General features: G+C 58.4%; 18 protein-coding genes. 7 read left to right on the plus strand and 11 right to left on the minus strand.

From position 1 onward, the window contains the following. Window positions 1-38: 38 nt before the first annotated feature. The 3 genes from AC13D2_RS02265 to cysZ form a co-directional block, all read right to left on the minus strand. The gene (locus tag AC13D2_RS02265) at window positions 39-2492 is read right to left on the minus strand and encodes an acyl-CoA dehydrogenase (protein ID WP_300493583.1); all 2454 of its coding nucleotides are present in this window, start codon (window positions 2490-2492) and stop codon (window positions 39-41) included. 103 nt (window positions 2493-2595) lie between these two features. Beyond that, a complete protein-coding gene (gene rapA, locus AC13D2_RS02270) occupies window positions 2596-5460 on the minus strand; it encodes an RNA polymerase-associated protein RapA (protein WP_300493363.1) in 2865 nt (954 codons plus the stop codon). A gap of 35 nt (window positions 5461-5495) precedes the next feature. Beyond that, on the minus strand, window positions 5496-6251 hold the full coding sequence (gene cysZ, locus AC13D2_RS02275) for a sulfate transporter CysZ (RefSeq protein WP_300493361.1): 756 nt from the start codon (window positions 6249-6251) through the stop codon (window positions 5496-5498). 84 nt (window positions 6252-6335) lie between these two features. Here cysZ and AC13D2_RS02280 point away from each other — a divergent pair, with 84 nt between their 5' ends. Next, a complete protein-coding gene (locus AC13D2_RS02280) occupies window positions 6336-6749 on the plus strand; it encodes a VanZ family protein (RefSeq protein WP_300493359.1) in 414 nt (137 codons plus the stop codon). A gap of 464 nt (window positions 6750-7213) precedes the next feature. Here AC13D2_RS02280 and AC13D2_RS02285 read toward each other — a convergent pair whose 3' ends face one another. Then, complete coding sequence (locus tag AC13D2_RS02285) at window positions 7214-7879, minus strand: 50S ribosomal protein L11 methyltransferase (protein WP_300493356.1); 666 nt, start codon at window positions 7877-7879, stop codon at window positions 7214-7216. Between the two features lie 134 nt (window positions 7880-8013). On the opposite strand from AC13D2_RS02285, the gene mnmH reads away from it, so the two are divergent. From mnmH to AC13D2_RS02310, 5 genes are all read left to right on the plus strand, one after another. Beyond that, window positions 8014-9105: a tRNA 2-selenouridine(34) synthase MnmH gene (mnmH, locus tag AC13D2_RS02290; RefSeq protein WP_300493579.1), complete on the plus strand. Its 1092-nt coding sequence runs from the start codon at window positions 8014-8016 to the stop codon at window positions 9103-9105. 159 nt (window positions 9106-9264) lie between these two features. Further along, window positions 9265-10098, plus strand: a complete 834-nt coding sequence (locus AC13D2_RS02295) for a mechanosensitive ion channel family protein (RefSeq protein WP_292049614.1) — start codon at window positions 9265-9267, stop codon at window positions 10096-10098. A gap of 170 nt (window positions 10099-10268) precedes the next feature. Next, on the plus strand, window positions 10269-10826 hold the full coding sequence (locus AC13D2_RS02300) for an aminoacyl-tRNA deacylase (protein ID WP_126811320.1): 558 nt from the start codon (window positions 10269-10271) through the stop codon (window positions 10824-10826). 86 nt (window positions 10827-10912) lie between these two features. Then, window positions 10913-12199, plus strand: a complete 1287-nt coding sequence (locus tag AC13D2_RS02305; RefSeq protein WP_300493348.1) for an FAD-dependent monooxygenase — start codon at window positions 10913-10915, stop codon at window positions 12197-12199. Between the two features lie 39 nt (window positions 12200-12238). Beyond that, a complete protein-coding gene (locus AC13D2_RS02310) occupies window positions 12239-12604 on the plus strand; it encodes a histidine triad nucleotide-binding protein (protein WP_482938167.1) in 366 nt (121 codons plus the stop codon). Between the two features lie 173 nt (window positions 12605-12777). On the opposite strand, the gene phoU is transcribed toward AC13D2_RS02310, so the two are convergent. The 5 genes from phoU to AC13D2_RS02335 all read right to left on the minus strand — a co-directional run bounded on the left by phoU (window position 12778) and on the right by AC13D2_RS02335 (window position 18283). Next, on the minus strand, window positions 12778-13500 hold the full coding sequence (gene phoU / locus AC13D2_RS02315; protein ID WP_292049618.1) for a phosphate signaling complex protein PhoU: 723 nt from the start codon (window positions 13498-13500) through the stop codon (window positions 12778-12780). 33 nt (window positions 13501-13533) lie between these two features. Continuing rightward, window positions 13534-14421, minus strand: a complete 888-nt coding sequence (pstB, locus tag AC13D2_RS02320) for a phosphate ABC transporter ATP-binding protein PstB (protein ID WP_300494972.1) — start codon at window positions 14419-14421, stop codon at window positions 13534-13536. Window positions 14422-14432: 11 nt separating this feature from the next. Then, on the minus strand, window positions 14433-15707 hold the full coding sequence (gene pstA, locus AC13D2_RS02325; protein WP_300494974.1) for a phosphate ABC transporter permease PstA: 1275 nt from the start codon (window positions 15705-15707) through the stop codon (window positions 14433-14435). Then, entirely contained in the window at window positions 15700-17088 is a 1389-nt protein-coding gene (gene pstC / locus AC13D2_RS02330) for a phosphate ABC transporter permease subunit PstC (protein WP_199447959.1), read from the minus strand. Before pstC ends, pstA begins: the two co-directional genes overlap by 8 nt. A 142-nt stretch (window positions 17089-17230) precedes the next feature. Next, window positions 17231-18283, minus strand: a complete 1053-nt coding sequence (locus AC13D2_RS02335) for a substrate-binding domain-containing protein (RefSeq protein ID WP_292049621.1) — start codon at window positions 18281-18283, stop codon at window positions 17231-17233. A gap of 195 nt (window positions 18284-18478) precedes the next feature. Between AC13D2_RS02335 and AC13D2_RS02340 the strand changes: the two genes are divergently transcribed. Next, entirely contained in the window at window positions 18479-18883 is a 405-nt protein-coding gene (locus AC13D2_RS02340; protein WP_292049622.1) for an acyl-CoA thioesterase, read from the plus strand. A gap of 18 nt (window positions 18884-18901) precedes the next feature. Here the strand turns inward: AC13D2_RS02340 and AC13D2_RS02345 are convergent, their stop codons facing one another. Continuing rightward, window positions 18902-19699, minus strand: a complete 798-nt coding sequence (locus tag AC13D2_RS02345; RefSeq protein WP_300494981.1) for an ABC transporter permease — start codon at window positions 19697-19699, stop codon at window positions 18902-18904. After that, window positions 19686-20294 carry an ABC transporter ATP-binding protein gene (locus AC13D2_RS02350; RefSeq protein ID WP_482938168.1) on the minus strand — a complete coding sequence of 203 codons (609 nt, stop codon included), beginning with the start codon at window positions 20292-20294 and terminating at the stop codon, window positions 19686-19688. Before AC13D2_RS02350 ends, AC13D2_RS02345 begins: the two co-directional genes overlap by 14 nt. Between the last annotated feature and the right edge of the window lie 74 nt (window positions 20295-20368).

Raw genomic sequence — 20368 nt, forward strand, 5'->3', positions numbered from 1 at the left:
CACCCGGCACCCCTCAATCCAAACCCCGCTGCCTTCTATCAGGCCGGGTTGTGGTCGATCAGTGTGTCCTTGTTGCGGGCAAACTCGTCGAACGGGAAGTCGTCGACAGTCAGCATTTCCAGGACCACGGCTTCGTACTCGCGCATGAACTCGGCCTCTTCCTTGGTGAAGATGTCCGCTTCCAGTGCGGCTTCGAAGCGTTCTTCCGGATGCAGTGCGTCCATCGGCAACTGCCCCTTGGCATACGCCTTGGTGACTTTGCGATAAAGCTGTTCGGCCTTGTCGTAATCCTTCAGCAAGTAGTTGTATTGAGCAATGGGATTCTCAACCGCACCCTTGCCTTCGCCAGCAGTCGTCCAGGCGCCGGCCAGCAGTTTCTCCCGCACGGGGCTATCAGTGGAGATGGATTTCGCCAGCTTCCGGGAGAGGTCGTCGTGGGGTTTGTCCCAGCGACGACCGAGAGGCATGGTGATGGCGCGCAGAGTCAGGGCTACCGGCCGATTTGGCAGGTTCTGAAGGAATTCGTCCATGGCATTTTCAGCACGATACAGCAGCAGTGCCAGGCTGTATTCCATCAGGTCCCGTTCACCGTCAACCGGCTGGGTTTCATGCCAGTTCTTGAGCACCATGGAGGCCAGGTAGAGGTTGGCCAGAACATCACCAAGGCGGGCCGAGATCAACTCACGCATTTTCAGCTCCGACCCCAGTGTGGTCATTGCGGCGTCGGCGCATAGACCGAAGGCGGCGCTAAAGCGGGCCACACCCTGAGCGTATTTGCGTGAATCATGATCAAACGGTACGTCGGGTTTGCCAATGCCCAGGGCCTGAGTGAACGCACGGGCGGCGTTGCCGAAGATCAGGCCGGCGTGGCCAAAGAACGCATCATCGAAAGCGTCGATATCATCGTTGTCTTTGGCCGCCAGCTCTTTCAGCACGTAGGGATGGCAGCGTATTGCACCCTGGCCAAAGATCATCAGGCTGCGGGTCATGATGTTGGCGCCTTCCACGGTGATGGACACCGCCGCCCCACTGAAGCCAATACCGAGGTAGTTGCGAGGACCCAGGGTCACCGTTTTTCCGCCGTGGACGTCCATCGCATCGGTCAGTACCGCACGCTGCATTTCGGTCAGGTGGTATTTCAGGATGGCCGAAGGCACGGCCGGCTTTTCGCCTTTGTCGATCAGGTTCGCCGTCTGGTTGACTGCAGACTGGGCGATGTAAGTCTGGGCTGCGATGCGAGCCAGGGGCTCCTGCACGCCTTCCATATCCGCCACGGGCGTATTGAACTGGCGGCGAACCCGGGTGAAGCCGCCAGCAGTACCCACGGAGTAGGCAGCCGCCCCGGCCGCACCGGATGGCAGCGTGATGCAGCGCCCGACGGACAGGCACTCAACCAGCATGCGCCAGCCCTGCCCCGCCATCTCCTGACCACCGATGATGTAATCCAGCGGAATGAACACGTCGGTGCCCTTGATAGGGCCATTCATGAACGGGGTACCGATGGGGCAATGCCGGCGGCCAATTTCCATGCCCTTGGTGTTGCGGGGAATCAGCGCACAGGTGATGCCGTAATCCTTGGTGTCGCCCAGCAGTCCGTCCGGGTCGAACATGCGGAAGGCGAGTCCAACCACAGTGGCAACCGGCGCCAGGGTAATCCAGCGCTTCTCGAAGTTGAGGCGCAGACCCAGCACTTCCTTGCCCTCGAACTCGCCCTTGCAGACCACACCGGTATCCGGCAGCGAGGTGGCGTCGGAGCCGGCGCGGGGACCGGTCAGGCCAAAGCAGGGAATTTCGCGGCCATCCGCCAGTCGGGGCAGATAGTGGTTCTTCTGTTCGTCCGTGCCGTACTTGACCAGCAGCTCACCCGGGCCGAGGGAATTGGGCACGCCCACGGTAACCATCAGCATCTCGTTGGCCGCCAGCTTCTGCAACACCGCTGTCTGTGCCTTGGCGGAGAAGTGCAGGCCGCCGTATTCCTCCGGAATGATCATGCCGAAGAATTTCTCTTTCTTGAGGAACTCCCACAAATCTGCCGGCAGATCAGCACGTTCCACGGCCAGGTCCCAGGCGTTGCACATGGAAATAGCCTGGGTGCACTGGTTGTCCACAAAAGCCTGCTCTTTCTCAGACAGGCCCGTGTTACGGTTGATCAGCAGGCTGTGCCAGTCAGGGCGTCCGGTGAACAGCTCGCCATCCCAACTGACGGTCCCCGCTTCCAGAGCCACCTTTTCGGTGTCAGACACCTTGGGAGCGACTTTCTTGAACATGGCGAATACCCGCGGGGTCAGCCAGTTCCGGCGAAATCCCGGCAGGCCTGCAGCGGCGGTAACAGCGGCGCCGATGAACAGGGTGAGCGCGAGTAGACCCGACGCCAGAAACAGTGAAAGCAGGCCTGTTACCACCATCACCCCGATAGCGGGTTTGGCGCCGGATTCCTTGCGCATCACAACAAGAAGGCCGGTAACAGCAGCAAGAAACAGTATGAAAGTCATCATGGATACTCTCTGTCGTCCGTGGTTTCGAATGTCAAAAACTACATTTTGTTACGTTCAACCTACCTGATCAGATGAATCCTGACCAGCAACTGGTTCACCATCAGGCAGTTACAATAACGCGAATGCCTTCCAGGGACAGGCTGGCCTGCCCCAGTAATGTCTCTGCGGCACCCAACTGTTTACGGAAGAAATCGATTTCGTCGTTCCGAATGGTCGGATTGACCTTCTTCATTGCCTCAAGACGCTGGATTTCCGGCCCGAACACGTCTCTGACCTGCGCCAGCGCCGATCTCTTCAGTGGTTCCAGATGCGGCTCGGCCAGGCGCTCGGCATGATCGACCATGGTTTCCACCTGCGGGCGAATCTGCGGCACGATGGCCTGGGCGGTCCGCCTGCGGATGTTCGAGCACATATCGTTGAGGCGGTCGTGAGGCAGGGTTGCCGACAAGTCACGCCCGTTCACATCCACCAGCAACCTCAACGGCGAGACCGGCAGGTACCGGGACAACTGCAGCGATTCAGGCGCCGGGCAATGTACGGCATACAGGGCCTCCAGCAACAGGGTACCGGGTGGCAGCGCCTTGACCGTCATACTGGCCAGAGCCGCCTTACCCAACCCGGAACTGGTGACCGATTCCATGATGCCGGTCACCAGCGGATGCTCCCAGCTCATGAAGGCCATGTCTTCACGTTCAAGAGCCTGCTGACGACTCCAGGTAACGGTCAGGCCGTCTTCCGGCAGTTCGGTCACGTGTCCGGCCTGGTATTGCTCTCCCGGCCTCAGCACGTCGGCATGCTCGGAATGATCCTCGACATCAACGCCGAGAATATCGCAGGCCTCGATCATATAGTCACGGAGCTGGGCAGACTCCTCCTCGGATTCGATCTGGCTGATCAACGCCTCTGCCACGTCCGGACGGCAGGAGTTAAGCTCAATGAGTGCGTCGCGACCGTTGCGCAACAACGTACGCAGGCGCTCGGCCTCGGCAAGGGAGGCATCCACCAGTGCCGGCAGATCGTCCGTCGCACCCTCAATCACGGCTCGCCACTGCGCGGCCACGTAATCGTGGACAGCGACACCCACGGAGCAACTTTCGTTGAACGCGTTCAAGCCCTCCTCAAACCAACGGTACTGGACCTCCTGGGCCGTTCCCTGCAGGTAGGGAATATGGATGTCGATGGTGTCGGTCTGGCCAATACGGTCGAGCCGGCCGATGCGCTGTTCCAGCAAATCCGGGTTGGCGGGCAGGTCGAACAGGATCAGGTGATGGGCGAACTGGAAATTGCGCCCCTCACTGCCGATTTCCGAGCAGATCAGCGCCTGGGCGCCCTGTTCAGTATCGGCGAAGTAAGCTGCGGCCCGGTCGCGCTCGATCAGGCTCAGGTGTTCATGGAAGGCGGCGCTACGGATACCGGCACGCAGCTGCAGATAGTGCTCCAGGGCCATGGCGGTCGAAGCGTGGGCACAGATCACCACCACCTTGGCCGGCTTCAGGCCGGTCAGGGTCTTCTCCAGCCAGGCGACACGGGGATCGTCCGCCAGCCATTGTTCTTCGTCCACGGCCGTTTCGGGCGTTAACCCGGCAACGCCCTGGCAAACATCTTCTTGCAGGTAGAGTTCCGGGCAGGGTAACGCAACCGGTAGCGGATGGCGCTCCGGGAACCCCTTGATGGTGGCGCGGGTGTTCCGGAACAGCACCCGACCGGTACCGTGACGGTCCAGCAAGGCGTCCACCACGGCCTGCGCCGGCTCCTGGGACGCCATCAACTCTTCAAGCTCATCACCCAGCCAGCCCTTGAGGGCCTTCCGGTCTGCGTCGGAGAGAGCGGTTATGCCTTGCTCTCGGATATGGGAAACCACCCCATTGATCACTTCGTACTGCTTTTCCTCTTCCCGGAAGGTCTCCAGATCGTGAAAACGTGCCGGGTCCAGTAATCTCAGGCGGGCAAAATGGCTGGCCACCCCCACCTGCTCCGGGGTTGCGGTCAACAGCAGCAAGCCATTGCTGGCGTCTGAAAGCTGCTCGACCAGCCGATATTCAGGGCTTGCCACCTCCGGGCTCCAGGCCAGGTGATGGGCCTCGTCCACCACCATCAGGTCCCAACCAGCGGCAACGGCATCCGCCTGAGCCTGTTCGCTGGTCATCAGGAAATCCAGGCTGCACAGTGCAAGCTGTTCACTCTCGAACGGATTTTCATCGGCATCGGTCAGGTCGTCACCCTCTTCCGACAATCCCTCCAGATCTTCCATGGCCTCATACCGGCTGCGATCAATGATCGAGAATCGCAGGTTGAACCGCCGCAGCATTTCCACCAACCACTGATGCATCAACGAATCCGGCACCACGATCAGCACGCGACGGGCACGGCTGGTATGCAACTGATAATGAAGAATCAGGCCGGCTTCAATGGTTTTGCCCAACCCCACTTCGTCTGCTAACAGAACCCGGGGGGCATAGCGCTTGGCCACTTCGTGAGCGATATAAATCTGGTGTGGCAGGTGCTGCGTGCGCGCACCGAGCAGGCCCTGGGCCGAGGATGCCCGTAACCGGTCCAGATGTTGCGCGGTGGCCATCCGCAGGCGAAACGCACCGTTGCGATCAAACTGGCCGGCAAACAGCCGCTGGTGGGGGGCTGAAAAGTCCACAGAACTGCTGAGTTTTACCTCGGAGACCTGGATCAGGTTTTCCCCGCCGTCATCGGCGTGATACATCAGAACGCCGCCAATATCCTCCACGGCCCTCACGGTGTAGCGTTCGCCATCGAAGGTCTCGATAGTCTCGCCAATCTGGTAGATGATCCTCGACAGCGGAGCATTGTCGATGGCGTAGGTGCGCTCCTCGTCCGCCGCCGGGAAACCCAGCGTCACACGGCGGCCCGAGATGTCCGTGACAATACCAAGGCCAAGCGCGGTATCGCTGTGGCTAACCCAGCGCTGACCAATTACAAATTCCGATGTATCCAAGAAACCTCCGACAGATTTAACTCACCGTAACTGCTTTATACGTCTGTGTTCGAGGGGCCGTTCTCACGCACCCAATAGGCGGTGGCACCACAAACCGCGGCCGGCACCACCACCAGGTTCAACACTGGCACCATGGCCGCCAATGCCACCGGCAGGCCAAACCCGAGGGCCGACAGGCGGGTATCACCCAGCAGGCGCCGCAAGGCCGGGAAACTGACCCGATGATTGTCCGCCGGGTAGTCCACGTACTGCAGCGACATCATCCAGCAATTGAAGACAAACCACAGTACGGCCGCCACCAGGTTGACCACCGGGATAACACCGATGATGAAAAGGCCAATGGCCCGCGGCAGGTAGTAGAGGATTTTCTGCACCTCCCGCCAGAGAGAGCGGGGGATGTCCCGTATGATCTGGCTCCAACCGTCATCGGTGCTGACCTCCTGACCAGTCAGGTGCTTTTCCGTCAATTCCGCCAGGTAACCGTAAAAGGGCGAGCCGATCAGGTTCGCCAGGATCACGAACCCATAAGCCAACATCAACAGGATGACGACGCCGTAGAGAATCCAGAACAGCCAGTCGAGGCTTTGTAGCCACGCCCAATCCGGTAACCAACTCATGGCTGTGGCAATCATCGCTGTAAAGAGTTCAGCCAGAAAGTAGAACAAGAGGCCGAATAACAGAATGTTAATAACCAGGGGGATAACAACAAACAATCTCAGTCCGGGCTGCCGTATCAGCCGGAATCCTTCTCCAAGGTAACCCAGGCCGCGGAAAAAATTACCTTTCAACATACCTCGCAGCACCTCAGCTTCGATGACAGTGATGGGGCGCAAAGCATATCATGTTGCAAACTCCACCACAGCCCGACAGTGACCATGGCATTCCTGAGGCAACGCATTCTGATTCTGCTCGAGTATCAGCCTTTTTGGCGGGCGATACTGGTTCTTTCGGCCGCCGCCATCATCTACCTTGCAACCACCAGCCAACCCTACCCGATTCCCTCGGCAGCCAGCGACAAGGTCAATCACCTGCTGGCATTCTTCCACCTGACGGTGGTTACCCGCCTGGCTTGGCCGAACCTGGGGAAACTGTGGATTGTCATTGGCCTGCTGGTGTTCGGGCTGGGCATTGAACTTGTCCAGGCCCAGTTCCCCTACCGGACCTTTGCCATTGCCGATATTCTCGCCGACGCTGCGGGCATTGCTGTCGGGTTACTGCCATGTCCCGGATTTATAAGACCACACCAGCAAAACGACCGGGCCATCGCTCACGTCAACAGCCGTCAATAAAATACCCTGCTGCGGACTTGAGATATCAACTCGTATCCATGTGAGATATTTCCTACAAACACGTAAGATCTTGCTGCGACATAACGTAGGCTTCCCTGACCGGAACACCCACCTAAATTTCAAATAACTGATATCAAAGGGTTTATTATTACATCTCTGCCAGTGTAGGCGCTCTGGCGTGCACAGTTCACATGTTTGTAAAACTGCGATTGGTATAGTGATCACATCAAGGATGACAGGGAAATGGACGTCGCATTGGATGCACCCCGGCAATTGGATGCAGGGAGAAGCAGGGACACAGGGATGGCTCGCTTAAGGGAAACCTCTTCGGATTGCCGGCTCGGACGCCGGCACCAGGGACTGGCAAGGGAAATCGGCAACAGGGTAGTTGCCAACAGCGCAGGGACGCGACACCTGTTCCGAGAAAGGGTAGCCGAAAGGTTGCCCTTTTTTTTCGTCCGCTCTCAGGTCATCGAGCCTTGTCCTGCCAGGTAAACCCGCACCCGATTAAACTCCTCAAACTCATTCAGGTCTGGCCAGGTACGGCCTTCGATCACTCCCTGCTGCCGGTAGTGATCGTCACCAAGGTTCCGCAAGCGAGAATCCGCCAGTATCACCAAAGGCGCGGCGTGCCTGAACTCGGACAGCAGCGGGCGATTTTCCGGGTCATACAACACGTCCGCGGCGGTCACAACGTCCACATCTCCCGGTTGCGTTGCCCAATCGTCACTCAGGGTCACCGACACGTCATTTAACCTGGCGTTCGCCGCAGCAGCGTCCAGTGCAGCCCGGTCGATATCGCAGGCGATGGCCTCCCTCGCCCCGGCCATGGCGGCAGCGATGGCCACCACTCCGGAACCGGATCCAAAATCCAGCACCTTTTTGCCTTTCACCAGGTGTGGATGTGCGAGGATATAGGCCGCCAACACCTGTCCACTGGCCCAGCAAAACGACCAGTACGCCGGCTCAGCAACTACCAGCTGCGCCTCTTCGTGGCTCAACGGGCCTTCCAGTACCCCTGGGTCGAACAGGTAGAGGAAGATGTCGGGGCAACCCGCAGGAGATGTTACAGCAACCTGCCCCCGGCTGAGGGTTTTCCGAAGATGTTGATCCAGAATGTCGGGGGTCATGGTTACTCCGGGACACAGGCCTGATACGGCACGCATTGTAGCGGCAGCGACGCGGTGGTACACCTGCAGGCGAGCAAAAAAACAGCATGTTCGTTATACTGCTGCCTCATTTCCCGCACGAATCCGAACCTGCCATGCCGTCCAGACCTGATACCAGTGACTATCTCTCCCTGTTCCTGAACGACGTTCCGCTCATGGACGTAAGGGCCCCGATCGAGTTCAGCAAGGGCAGCTTCCCGACTGCTATCAATGCCCCCCTGATGAACGACGAGGAACGCCACAGGGTTGGCATCTGCTACAAGGAAAAAGGTCAGGACAAGGCTATTGAACTGGGTCACCAACTGGTTTCAGGGGACCTAAAAGCGCAGCGTATCGAAGCCTGGAAGCGGTTTACGGCCACCAATCCGCAGGGCTACCTGTTCTGTTTTCGCGGCGGCCTGCGTTCGCGGTTGACCCAGCAGTGGATCAAAGACTCCGGCATCGAATTTCCGCTCATTCAGGGTGGCTACAAGGCCATGCGTCGCTTCCTGATCGACAGCCTGGAAGCCCTCACTGCATCGTCCGAGTTCGTTGTTCTCAGCGGACGCACCGGCACCGGCAAAACCCGCGTGTTGAATCAATTGCCCAATCCTGTTGACCTCGAAGGGTTGGCAAACCATCGTGGCTCCAGCTTCGGTCGTCAGGTGACGCCCCAACCGGCACAGATTGATTTCGAAAACCGCCTGGCCGTTGCCATGCTCAAGGCCCATCATCACGTCGGCGGGGCGGTGTACCTGGAAGATGAAAGCAGACTGGTGGGCCGGTGCGCCCTGCCGGAAAGTCTCAGGAACCGAATGGCTGCAGCCCCCTTAATGGTGCTGGATCAACCGATCGAGGAGCGAGTACGGATTATCCGCGAAGACTATGTTGACCAGATGACCGCCGACTACGTGGAACGCGACGGCACAGAAGCCGGCTGGCTCAACTTTAGCGACTATCTTCTCAGCGCCCTCGACAGAATTCGGAAACGCCTCGGCGGTGAACGCCATAGCCGACTGCGGCTGATGATGGAAAATGCCCTCGACCGCCAACACCAAACCGGGGAGACCGGTGTGCATCATGAATGGATCGAGGCACTGTTGAAGGACTACTACGACCCCATGTATGACTATCAGCTTAGCCAGAAGCAGGGCCGCGTTGTTGTGAAGGGGGGGCCGGAAACCATCATCGGGTGGGCCAGTCGTTGATTTACAACGTATAACGCTTCCACACAACCCGGACACGCATGTTGTACGTTTGCCACAAACCTCTGCTATAACAAAACGCAGGCAAATCTCAATTGAACAGCCGTTGTCCCTGTCAGATTTCAACCAACAAGCCACTACTACTGAACAAGGAGTCACTGAATGGAAGATCTTCTGGGAACCGACATTAATGCCTCAGAGCTATGGGACCAGGCACTCTCGTTGGTCATGACCTACGCCCCCAAGGTCGTCCTGGCTATTATCACGCTGGTACTCGGCCTCTGGCTGATCAATCGTTGTATCGGTGTTCTCGACAAAAAGCTGGGGGCGAAAGACCCGACACTTAACAAATTCCTGTGTGGCCTGATAAGCGCCATCTTAAAGGTCATGTTGCTGATCTCCGTGGCGTCGATGATCGGCATCGCAACAACATCCTTCATCGCAGTCATTGGTGCTGCTGGCCTGGCCATTGGCCTCGCGCTCCAGGGCAGCCTGGCCAACTTTGCCGGCGGCGTGCTGATTCTGATCTTCAAGCCGTTCAAGGTCGGTGACACCATCGAAGCCCAAGGTTACCTGGGCGCCGTCGCGGAGATCCAGATTCTCTACACGGTGGTGAACACCTTTGACAACCGCCGTATCGTGATCCCCAACGGCAGCCTGTCCAACGCCACCCTGGTGAACGTCAGCATCTACGACAAGCGCCGCTGCGACATGACCTTCGGCATTCACTACGACGACGACATCGACAAGGCCAAGGCCATCCTCCAGCGCCTGTTCGACGAAGACGAGCGTTCGCTGCAGGACCCCGCACCGCGTATCTGCGTGGGCAGCCTGGGTGATAATTCCGTTAACCTGATGTTCCGGGCCTGGGTCGCCACCGATGACCTCTGGCCGTACTACTGGGACATGCACGAAAAAGTGAAGAAGGCGTTCGACGCGGAGGGCATTACCATTCCGTTCCCGCAGCGGGATGTGCATGTCTACAAATCAGAGTGATTGGTATCTCATTAACACACACTGTTACTCGCATTCTGTACAGCCTCAACTAAGCTGACCAGTAATGGCGATGAAGTTGCACCAGCGGCTTCATCGCCAACCACCGGGGCCGGGGCAATAGAAACCACCGGTTCCAGTACCGCTGTCATTGCTGGTAGGAGGTTGTCACTATGCCGGTACAGCAGTTGAAGGAATACCTCGATCAGGCAGGCGTGGAATACATGTGCCTGTCTCACCCCCCTGCGTTCACCGCCCAGCAACTCGCCCACCACGTCAAAATCGCCGGCGACCGGGTCGTGAAAACCGTCATTATCGAGCTGGATGGCAAAATGGCCATGCTGGTCATGCCCGCTACCTGGCGTATCCGCTGGGACCGACTGACCCACATCCTCGATACCGATTTTGTCGACCTTGCGGACGAACAGGAATTCCAGGACCGCTTCCCCGAGTGCGAAGTGGGCGCCATGCCACCGTTCGGCAACCTGTTCGATATGTCCGTGTATTGCGCAGAGGCTCTGACCCGGCAGCCGGAACTCGCCTTTGCCGCTGGCAGTCACACCGAATCCATCCACATGAAGACGTCAGATTTCCTGGAAATGGTGCATCCGATGGTGCTGGAGCAGGGATTTGTAAAACCAGGCGCGCAAAAACCAGCCTGGCTCAAGGGCCGCGCCCGCAGGGCTGAGTCCCTGACCGGCAGCCCCACCGCCAACCTGGCCGGTTACTGACACCAAAAACCGGCCCAGGCTTGATCCGGACGGCTTGTCTGGATGCGTCCATCGCGTAAACTGGGCGTATCAGACAGGAACCCGTTATGACTCAAGCCTTTGATATTGTGATTGTCGGTGCCGGCATGGTCGGTGCTGCCCTCGCGACCGGACTTGGCCGCAGTGGCTTCCGCGTGGCCCTGGTTGACCGTGGCTCCGCCCCTGAATTCGATCCCTCACTGCCTCCGGACATCCGCGTATCAGCCCTGAGCGCCGGCAGTGAGCGCTACCTCAACGATCTTGACGTCTGGCCCGGCATGCTCGCCATGCGCGCCACACCCTACGCCCGCCTGGCGGTATGGGACGAGACCCGCCACCCACTCAGTAACCTGCTGCCGCGCAAGGTCGCCGATGTGGTGTTTGACGCCAGCACCCTGTCCGCCCGACACCTGGGGCATATCGTTGAGAATCGCATCACCCAACAAGCATTATGGAACAGCGCCGCGTCTCTGCCCTCAGTTTCCATGTTCCCAGACAACGCCGTCAGCCACCTCGAAAACGGCAACAACCACGCTGCTGTGACCCTGGAGGACGGCACCGAACTTGAGTGCCAGTTGGTGGTGGGCGCCGATGGCGCCGCGTCCGGCGTCCGGGAACTGGCGGGCATCGGCGTAACCCGGGATCAGTACCAGCAACAGGCAATGGTCATTTCGGTTCGCTACCAGGGCGCGGTTGAAGATATCACCTGGCAGGGCTTCTACCCATCCGGCCCCCGCGCTTTCCTGCCGCTGCATGCCGCTGGCAATGGCGAAAGCTGGGCGTCTCTGGTGTGGTACGACTCGCCGGAGCAACTAGCGCACCTGAAATCGCTGGACAACCGGGCATTGATGGCGGAAATACAGAACGCCTTCCCGCCGGAATTGCCACTGCTGACGCACATTGAAGCCAAAGCCAGCTTCCCGATTGCCCGCCAGCACGCCAAAACCTATGTGAACAATCGTGTCGTGCTGGTAGGCGACGCCGCCCACACAATCAACCCGCTGGCCGGCCAGGGCGTCAACCTGGGTTTCCAGGACGCCCGCTGCCTGCAGACCGTCATTCGCGAGGCCAAACGCGCCGGCTGCGACCTGGCCGATCCGGCGTGGCTGACCAAATACGAGCAACAACGCCGCCCGGCCAACCGCCGTATGATGATGGCGATGGACGTGTTCTATCACCTGTTCAGCAACCGCACGCCGCCGCTGCACCTATTACGCAATCTGGGCCTGGGCGCCGCGAAAGCAATGCCATTTGCCAGAAACCGGGTGGCCAAATACGCTATGGGCATCGACGACGAACTGCCCCCGCTGATCCGCCAACTGGCGGAGCGGCTACCGGGGATCAAGCAACTGTAAACCGTTTCACAAGCCTCAACTCATCAACAGGGAATCATCATGGCGGAAACCATTTTCACCAAGATCATGAACCGGGAGATACCGGCGGACATCGTTTACGAAGACGACGTCAGCCTGGCGTTCAAAGACATCAATCCACAGGCACCGGTACATCTGCTGATCATCCCGAAAAAGGAAATCGCAACGATCAACGATATCGAGGAAGGAGACCGGGAGTTGGTGGGCCACTTGTACTGGGTTGCCGCCAAGCTGGCGAAAGAGATGGGCTTTGCCGACGATGGCTATCGGGCAGTCATGAACTGCGGCGAAAACTCAGGGCAGACGGTGTTCCACATCCACCTGCACCTGCTGGCCGGCAAACCGCTCGGTTGGCCGCCTTATACTGATCGGATGAAGCAAGCCTGACCGCCTTGGCCCCCAGGCTTTATCTGTGAGAATTGCCGAGCAGGACCGGGGTACTGTTCAGAACCGTGGAGCGCCAGGGATGGCGCGACCGAGCCCTACAAGGACGTATTTACGGGCGTGTTCTGAACAGTACCCCGGTCCGGCGGATACTCCCAAACCAGAAGGCTACGAACTCAGCGCCCGACGACCTTCTCAGCCTCTTCCACCGGCGTATGCCGAACATCCTCACCCTTGACCATGAAGATCACATTCTCGGCAATGTTACAGGCGTGATCCCCCACCCGCTCCAAGGCGCGAAGAATCCACATCACCGACATACAGCGTGAAATGTTGCGGGTGTCTTCCATCATGAACGTCAGCAACGTCCGCGTGGCAGCCTGGTACTCCTCGTCTACCCGCTTGTCTTCCTTCATGATCCGCAGCGCCTGCTCCGAATCCAGACGGGCAAAGGCGTCCAGAGCATCGTGCAACATGCTCAAAACATGATTGCCAATGTGGCGAACCTCCACGTAGCCACGAGGTGCCTGACCTTCCTCTGACAGCTTGATGGCGAACTTGGCAATTTTCTTCGCCTCGTCACCCACCCGCTCCAGGTCCGCCACCATTTTGATCACCGAAATCACCAACCGCAGGTCACGTGCGGTGGGCTGGCGACGAGCAATAATCAGGGTCGCTTCTTCGTCGAGGTCGATCTCCATCTGATCGACTTTCTTGTCCGTGGCACGAACTTCGTCCGCCAGGTGGCCATCGTTGTCCACCAGTGCGGTAATCGCGCGGTCGACCTGGGACTCCACCAGGCCGCCCATCTCAAGAAACTCGCTCTTCAGAGCCATCAGTTCGTCATTGAACTTATGCGAAATATGATCGCCGTAAACATCGTCCTTTTTATCTGGCATGACTGTGTTCTCCAGTGTTCAACAATACCGGCGTTAACCGAAACGGCCGGTGATATAGGATTCGGTGAGTTCGTGCTCGGGCGACGTAAACACCTTGTTGGTCTCGTTCACTTCCACCAGGTGCCCCAGATGGAAATACGCCGTTCGATTCGAGACTCGGGCTGCCTGCTGCATCGAGTGGGTCACGATGACGATGGTATAGCTCTCGGACATTTCAGCCATCAACTCTTCCACCCTTGCGGTTGCAATGGGGTCCAGAGCGGAGCATGGCTCGTCCATCAAAATGACCTCCGGGCTGACCGCAATGGCGCGCGCGATGCAGAGGCGCTGCTGCTGCCCACCCGACATCCCGGTAGCCGTCGCATCCAGGCGGTCCTTGACCTCCGACCACAGGCCGGCCTTGCGCAGACTGTTCTCGACGATGTCATCAAGATCGGATTTTCGATTGGCCAGGCCATGGATCCGGGGGCCGTAGGCCACATTGTCATAGATGGACTTGGGGAACGGGTTTGGTTTCTGGAACACCATACCCACCCGCGCACGCAATTCGACAACGTCCCGGCGACGATCATAGATGTCCTGATCGTCCAACTGCAGTGACCCCGTCACCTTGCAGATTTCGATGCTGTCGTTCATCCGGTTGAGGCATCTCAGGAACGTGGACTTGCCGCACCCCGATGGCCCGATAAAGGCAATGACCTCATTCTTCGCCACATCCAGGCTGATGTTCTTGATCGCCCGGGTATCACCGTAGGAAACGTTGACGTCGCGAAGCTTGAATTTGGCGTTGTCGGCAAACGGCTCTCCCACCGTTTTGCCTTCCTCAATAATCGTTTCCTCGGGCTGCTCCCGCACCGGAGTACCCGCTTCAATCTCTTGATGATCGGCTTCTTTGGCAATCGTTGGGTTCATAGTATTCATCGTTTATCTCCTTACCACCGACGCTCAAGGCGCTTGCGAAGCCAGATGGCCAGTGCGTTCATGCTAACCAGGAATGCCAGCAACACCATGATGGCTGCTGACGCACGTTCTATAAAGGCGAGCTCCGGGCTGCCCGCCCACAGGAAGACCTGAACCGGGAGCACCGTCGCCGAATCGAAAAAGCCGTCCGGAACATCAACGATGAACGCCACCATCCCGATCAGCAACAGCGGGGCAGTCTCGCCCAATGCCTGCGCCATACCGATAATGGAGCCGGTCAGCATTCCCGGCATGGCCAGCGGCAATACATGGTGCAGTACCACCTGCATTTTGGAGGCACCAATACCTTCCGCAGCCTCCCTGATCGAAGGCGGCACGCTCTTGATGGCCGCCCGGCTGGAAATGATGATGGTTGGCAGGGTCATCAGCGTCAGTACGAGACCGCCCACCACCGGCACCGATCTAGGCATGCCGAACAGGTTGATGAACACCGCCAGACCCAGCAAACCGAAGATAATCGACGGCACCGCAGCCAGGTTATTGATGTTCACTTCAATAAAATCCGTAAGCCTGTTCTGGGGTGCAAACTCTTCCAGGTAAATGGCTGCCGCAACCCCGATAGGGAACGACAGAACCAGCGTCACCAGCATAGTCAGCAAGGACCCGACGATCGCCCCAAGAATACCGGCGCGGGACGGATCACGGGAATCGCCGCTGCTAAAGAACACATCGTTGAAGGAGGTCTGCACAACCTCTTTTTCCACCAGTTGATCCACCCAGCGTTGTTGCCGGTCACTGAGTTTGATGGAATAGGCGTCGTCACCTGCATGTTTGACGTAGACATCAACGTCGGTGTGCGCCAGAACGGTGAGCGTTTGGGTGGTTCCAAGCCACTCGGGGTTCTGCTCAAGCATGTCACGCAGCTCATTGGACGCGTAGGGGTTCAGCAGATCACGAACGGCGTCCCTGTTCTCTTCCGTTGCGCCCGGCACCTGTCTGATCAGCGCCTGCAACAACGGCTCCACAAAATCAGCCATCTTTATCTGCTTTTTATCCGTGGCGTCGTCCAGATACATCATTTCACCATCGAGTTCGACTTCCATGGTGATGGTGGTTTTGGTGAAGCCGGTATAGCCTTTGCCAATAATGTCGACAAACAGCACCACCAGGGCAGACAGCGCAATCGCAATCGCCAGTATGCCGTAGGCCCGGAACCGTCTTTCCTTGCGGTAACGCCGCTTGAGTGACTGGCGGACAATCTCCGCCTGTGAACGTTGATCAGTCATACTGTTCCCGATATTTGCGAACGATTTTCAGGGCCACCACATTCAGCAACAGGGTAGCGAGGAAGAGCATCGCGCCGAGGGCAAAGGCCGCCAGGGTCTTGGCGCTGTCGAATTCCTGGTCGCCGGTCAGCAGGGTGACAATCTGTACGGTCACCGTGGTAACGGTTTCCAGCGGGTTCGCCGTCAGGTTCGCCGCGAGGCCCGCGGCCATGACCACAATCATGGTTTCACCAATGGCCCGGGACACCGCCAGCAGCACCCCGCCCATGATGCCGGGCAGTGCCGCCGGGAAAATCACCTTCTTCATGGTTTCCGACTGGGTCGCGCCCAAAGCCAGGGAGCCATCACGCAGGGTCTGCGGTACCGCGTTGATGACGTCGTCCGACAGTGAAGACACAAACGGAATGATCATGATGCCCATGACCCCACCAGCGGCGAGCGCACTCTGGGACGAGGCATCGATACCCAGAGAGGCCGCGAAGTTACTGATGAACGGCGCGACGGTAAGTGCTGCAAAGAAGCCGTAGACCACCGTCGGGATACCCGCCAGCATCTCAAGCAAAGGCTTGACCACACCGCGCACTTTCTTATTGGCGTATTCCGAGAGGTAAATCGCCGACAGCAATCCCACCGGCACGGCAACCAGCATGGCAATCGCCGAAATCAGCAGCGTGCCGGTGAACAGCGGGATCATGCCAAAGGCGCCCTGGGCTGCCACCTGATCAGCGCGCAATGCGGTTTGCGGGCTCCACTGGGAACCGAAGATAAACTCGGTGAACGGAATCTTCTGGAAGAACCGGAAGGTTTCAAACGCGACGGAGAAGATGATTCCAATGGTGGTCAGAATCGCCAGGGCGGCACAGGCGAAGAACAACCACTTCAGGATCGACTCCACTTGCGTTCGGGCGTTCAGCGCCGGGCGAACACGCAACCATCCCAGGAACCCCGCCAGCACAGAGACGGACACCACCAGGGTGGTCATGAACATCCGGCTCTGTTCCCGGAGCGCCTTCAGTCGCTCCGCAGCTTCAACAATGGGTGCTTCTGCAAACCCCGGAGGCAGGCTCCCGCTGGCCACGTTGCTGATCTTGCTCAACAGAAGACTCGCCTCGCCCTCGGACGCCGGCAACATTTCCTGTGGCAGGGAGCCGATAATCAGGGTCTGGATAACCTTTCCCTGAAACGCCGCCCAAAGCCCAAGCACGAGCAGCGCGGGGATGCCGCACCACAAAGCCGCTCGCGCTCCGTAATAAAAAGGCAAGGACTTGAGATGACGAATGCCTCCCATCGGCATCGCCAGCGACCGCGATCGGGCATAACCCAAGCCGTAGGCAACCATCGACAGCACGATGGTCAGTAAAAGCAGATTGGCCGGTTGCATGAAAATTCCCGTAACAAACTAAAAAGGACCACAAGTGTAATCATTCGGAAAACAAGACGCACATACTGCTTTCCAGACGTGCAAAAGGGTGCGGGCCTTTCAAAGACCCGCACCCTTGTCAGTCAACGTGTTGTCGACTGGTTTACATCAGCTCTTCCTTGGCCAGGTTCGGCATGTTGGATGCCTTGTCCTGAAGCTTCATCAACGCATCGCGCGGAGGAACGATCAGGCCAACGTCCTTCAGGTAGCCATTCTTGCCCATGGCACTCGGGCTCACAAAGAACTCGGCGTATTCCGCGATACCCGGAACCACACCAACGTGGGCTTTCTTCACGTAGAAGAACAGTGAACGGGCAACCGGGTACTCATCCGCAGCAATGGCTTCCGCCGTCGGCACCATGCCATTGAGAGTCGCCGCCTGCAGGCGATCAGAGTTCTCTTCCAGGAAGCTGTAGCCGAACACGCCATAAAGGCCTTTGTCATCAATCAGCTTCTGAACGATCAGGTTGTCGTTCTCACCGGCTTCGATGAACGCGCCGTCTTCACGAACGCTCTGACACACGCCTTCCATGTCGTCTTCGCTCATGTTGGCAACCGCAGGCAGATCTTCACAACCACCCTGCAGGGCCAATTCGTTGAAGGAATCACGGGTACCGGAGGTCGGAGGCGGTCCCATCACACGAATGGCAACGTTTGGCAGGCTGGAGTCGATATCGCTCCACTTTTCATAGGGGTTAGCGACCAACTTGGTTTCGTCGTCCGGTGAAGGCACCTGCTTACCCAGGGCCAGGAACAGTTGCTCCAAAGTGATGTCCAGGTTATCCGCTTTCTGCGAGCTGGCAATCACGATGCCGTCTGAACCGATGCGGAATTCGGTGATGTCTTTAACGCCGTTTTTCTGGCAAAGATCGTACTCGGAGGTCTTCATGCGACGAGACGCATTGGTGATGTCCGGGTGCTGGGTGCCGATACCGGCGCAGAACAGCTTCAGGCCGCCGCCAGAACCGGTCGACTCAAGCTTTGGAGTCGGGAAGTCAGTAGAAGAACCAAAACGCTCAGCCACAACAGTCGCGAACGGATAAACGGTAGAGGAACCGACGATGCTGATAGTGTCGCGTGCCATGGCAGGAGTCGACACGGCGGCAATGCTGCCTGCCAGTGCCACAGTTGTAAGGGCTGTTTTAAGTTTGATCACGTTGAGTCTCCATTTGTCACGTTGACTTTATTTACGGGTTTGCTTCACCGATGTGTGAACAATAAAGGCACTCTATGACAACTTTGTTACAGCCACTGAAATATAGAACAGGACGTTCAATTTTTCTTGCAGACGCTGCGCAGGCCGCTAACATGCGGGGTACTAAAACAATTCCGGACTGATAAGGTTGAATCCATGACTGCGCTTGATGACGACAAACCCACGCCCCGGGGCGAACTGGTAATCCAGGTAATCCCTCTTCCCTCAGACACCAATCCCAACGGCGACGTGTTCGCCGGCTGGCTGGTTAAACAGATGGACATCGCGGCAGCAACGCTCGCGGGCCGGATTTCCCAAGGCCGCAACGCCACTGTGGCCATGGACAGGATGGAGTTTCTTTCACCGTTGCGGGTGGGGTCCCAGGTTGGCTGTTACGGTGAGTTGGTGGAAGTGGGACGCAGCTCCATGAAAATCAACATTGAAGTCTGGACCCTGGATCGGACGGCCAAAGCCCCTCGCAAGGTGACCGAAGGGCTCTTCGTCTATGTCGCAATTGACGAACATGGCCGCATTCGCGAGGTGCCGGCACAAAACAGGTAAAAGGTTGGCACTGGTGGCTCAACTGTTTCCCAACCGATCCAGCCGCAGGCGTTCGCGCTCATCAAATAGCCGGCGACCGCCCCAGGAGACCGCCATCACCGCCCCGAAGCCGGTACCGACGGTGATAATCAGCATCACCAGAATCTGATATTTAACCGCCACCGCCGGCGGGCTGCCTGCAAGAATCTGGCCCGTCATCATGCCCGGCAGGCTGACAATGCCCGCGGCGGCCATGGCGTTGATAGACGGCATCATGCCACTACGCATGGCATCCTTGCGGATATCCTCTAGTGCCTGGCGACAGGTCTGCCCCAGCATCAGGCGGTTCTCGATAACCGCCCGCTGGCGCCAGACCGACTCATTCAACCGATCCAGCGCAAGACTGATGCCCGTCATGGTGTTGCCCAGCATCATGCCCAACAAAGGAATGGCGTATTGCGGGGCATACCAGGGTTCAGGGCCAATCACCACCGACAGTGCCAGGACCGTGACGGTAAAAGACGAGACAAACATCGCACCCGTGCCGATACCGAACGCCCACCAGCCCTGCAAACGCCTACCCTGGCGGGCCACCACTTCCCGGCCGGCGACCAGCAACATGACCAGAGCCAGCAGGGCAATCCAGTAGAACGCGGAGGACGCGAACAGGGCTTCCAGCACCAGCCCGATCAACGCCAGTTGAATGACCGTGCGCAGTGCGGCGATCAACAGGCTTCGGGTGATGCCGAGTCGGGCGAGATAACCTGTCCCGGCCAGGGCAAGAATCAACAGAGCTGCCAGCCCCAGCTTCCACCACGCCAGATCAATCACTTCCATGGACGCGCTCCAGCGTGGTTCCCCGAATCCGGTAGTGGGTATCCGCTACACGATGAATCTGGCCGGGATCGTGAGCGACCCAGAGCACCGGGATCCGCCGGCGCCGGATTTCTTCAAGCAGCCAGCTTTCAATCGCTTCCGTGCTGTCGTTGTCCAGGTTGGCGGTGGGTTCGTCCAGCAGCAGCGCCTCCGGCTCAAGGACCAGGGCGCGCCAGAGTGCAAGCCGCTGTCGTTCACCGGACGACAGCCGGTTCACCGACCAGCCCATTACTTCCGGCGGGAAACCCAGAGCTGAAGGCAGTCTCGAAGCGGCATCATCCGGAAAGTGCCCTCCCACTTCATCAAACCACCACTGACTGTCTGCTGGTACCATAACCACCCGGCTCCGCCACTGATGGGCGGGAACATCCAACTGCACGGCATCACCCAGAGAAACCCTTCCGCCATGTGGTTCCAGGTCCGCCACGGCCCTCAGCAGACGGCTCTTGCCACTGCCCGAGGGACCAGACAGGCAGACAACCTGTCCACCCGCCACCGTCAGTGACGCATTATCCAGAGTGCCAACGCTGAGATTTTCAAGCACAAGATCTGTCAAAATAGCATCACCAGGGCCAGTCAAAGTTCATAACGGCTATACCATTGCACAGTGTCCTGCCGACAACCAGCCAC

It is taken from the genome of Marinobacter sp. B-12 (assembly GCF_056857915.1).

Coding starts and splice junctions, on each gene's coding strand:
- AC13D2_RS02285 (WP_300493356.1), bottom strand. CDS start 7,879: ATGACCCCCGACATTCTGGATCAACATCTTCGGAAAACCCTCAGCCGG.
- AC13D2_RS02345 (WP_300494981.1), bottom strand. CDS start 19,699: ATGGAAGTGATTGATCTGGCGTGGTGGAAGCTGGGGCTGGCAGCTCTG.
- AC13D2_RS02305 (WP_300493348.1), top strand. CDS start 10,913: ATGACTCAAGCCTTTGATATTGTGATTGTCGGTGCCGGCATGGTCGGT.
- AC13D2_RS02310 (WP_482938167.1), top strand. CDS start 12,239: ATGGCGGAAACCATTTTCACCAAGATCATGAACCGGGAGATACCGGCG.
- AC13D2_RS02265 (WP_300493583.1), bottom strand. CDS start 2,492: ATGACTTTCATACTGTTTCTTGCTGCTGTTACCGGCCTTCTTGTTGTG.
- pstA (WP_300494974.1), bottom strand. CDS start 15,707: ATGACTGATCAACGTTCACAGGCGGAGATTGTCCGCCAGTCACTCAAG.
- AC13D2_RS02295 (WP_292049614.1), top strand. CDS start 9,265: ATGGAAGATCTTCTGGGAACCGACATTAATGCCTCAGAGCTATGGGAC.
- mnmH (WP_300493579.1), top strand. CDS start 8,014: ATGCCGTCCAGACCTGATACCAGTGACTATCTCTCCCTGTTCCTGAAC.
- cysZ (WP_300493361.1), bottom strand. CDS start 6,251: ATGTTGAAAGGTAATTTTTTCCGCGGCCTGGGTTACCTTGGAGAAGGA.
- pstB (WP_300494972.1), bottom strand. CDS start 14,421: ATGAATACTATGAACCCAACGATTGCCAAAGAAGCCGATCATCAAGAG.
- AC13D2_RS02300 (WP_126811320.1), top strand. CDS start 10,269: ATGCCGGTACAGCAGTTGAAGGAATACCTCGATCAGGCAGGCGTGGAA.
- pstC (WP_199447959.1), bottom strand. CDS start 17,088: ATGCAACCGGCCAATCTGCTTTTACTGACCATCGTGCTGTCGATGGTT.
- AC13D2_RS02280 (WP_300493359.1), top strand. CDS start 6,336: ATGGCATTCCTGAGGCAACGCATTCTGATTCTGCTCGAGTATCAGCCT.
- phoU (WP_292049618.1), bottom strand. CDS start 13,500: ATGCCAGATAAAAAGGACGATGTTTACGGCGATCATATTTCGCATAAG.
- AC13D2_RS02340 (WP_292049622.1), top strand. CDS start 18,479: ATGACTGCGCTTGATGACGACAAACCCACGCCCCGGGGCGAACTGGTA.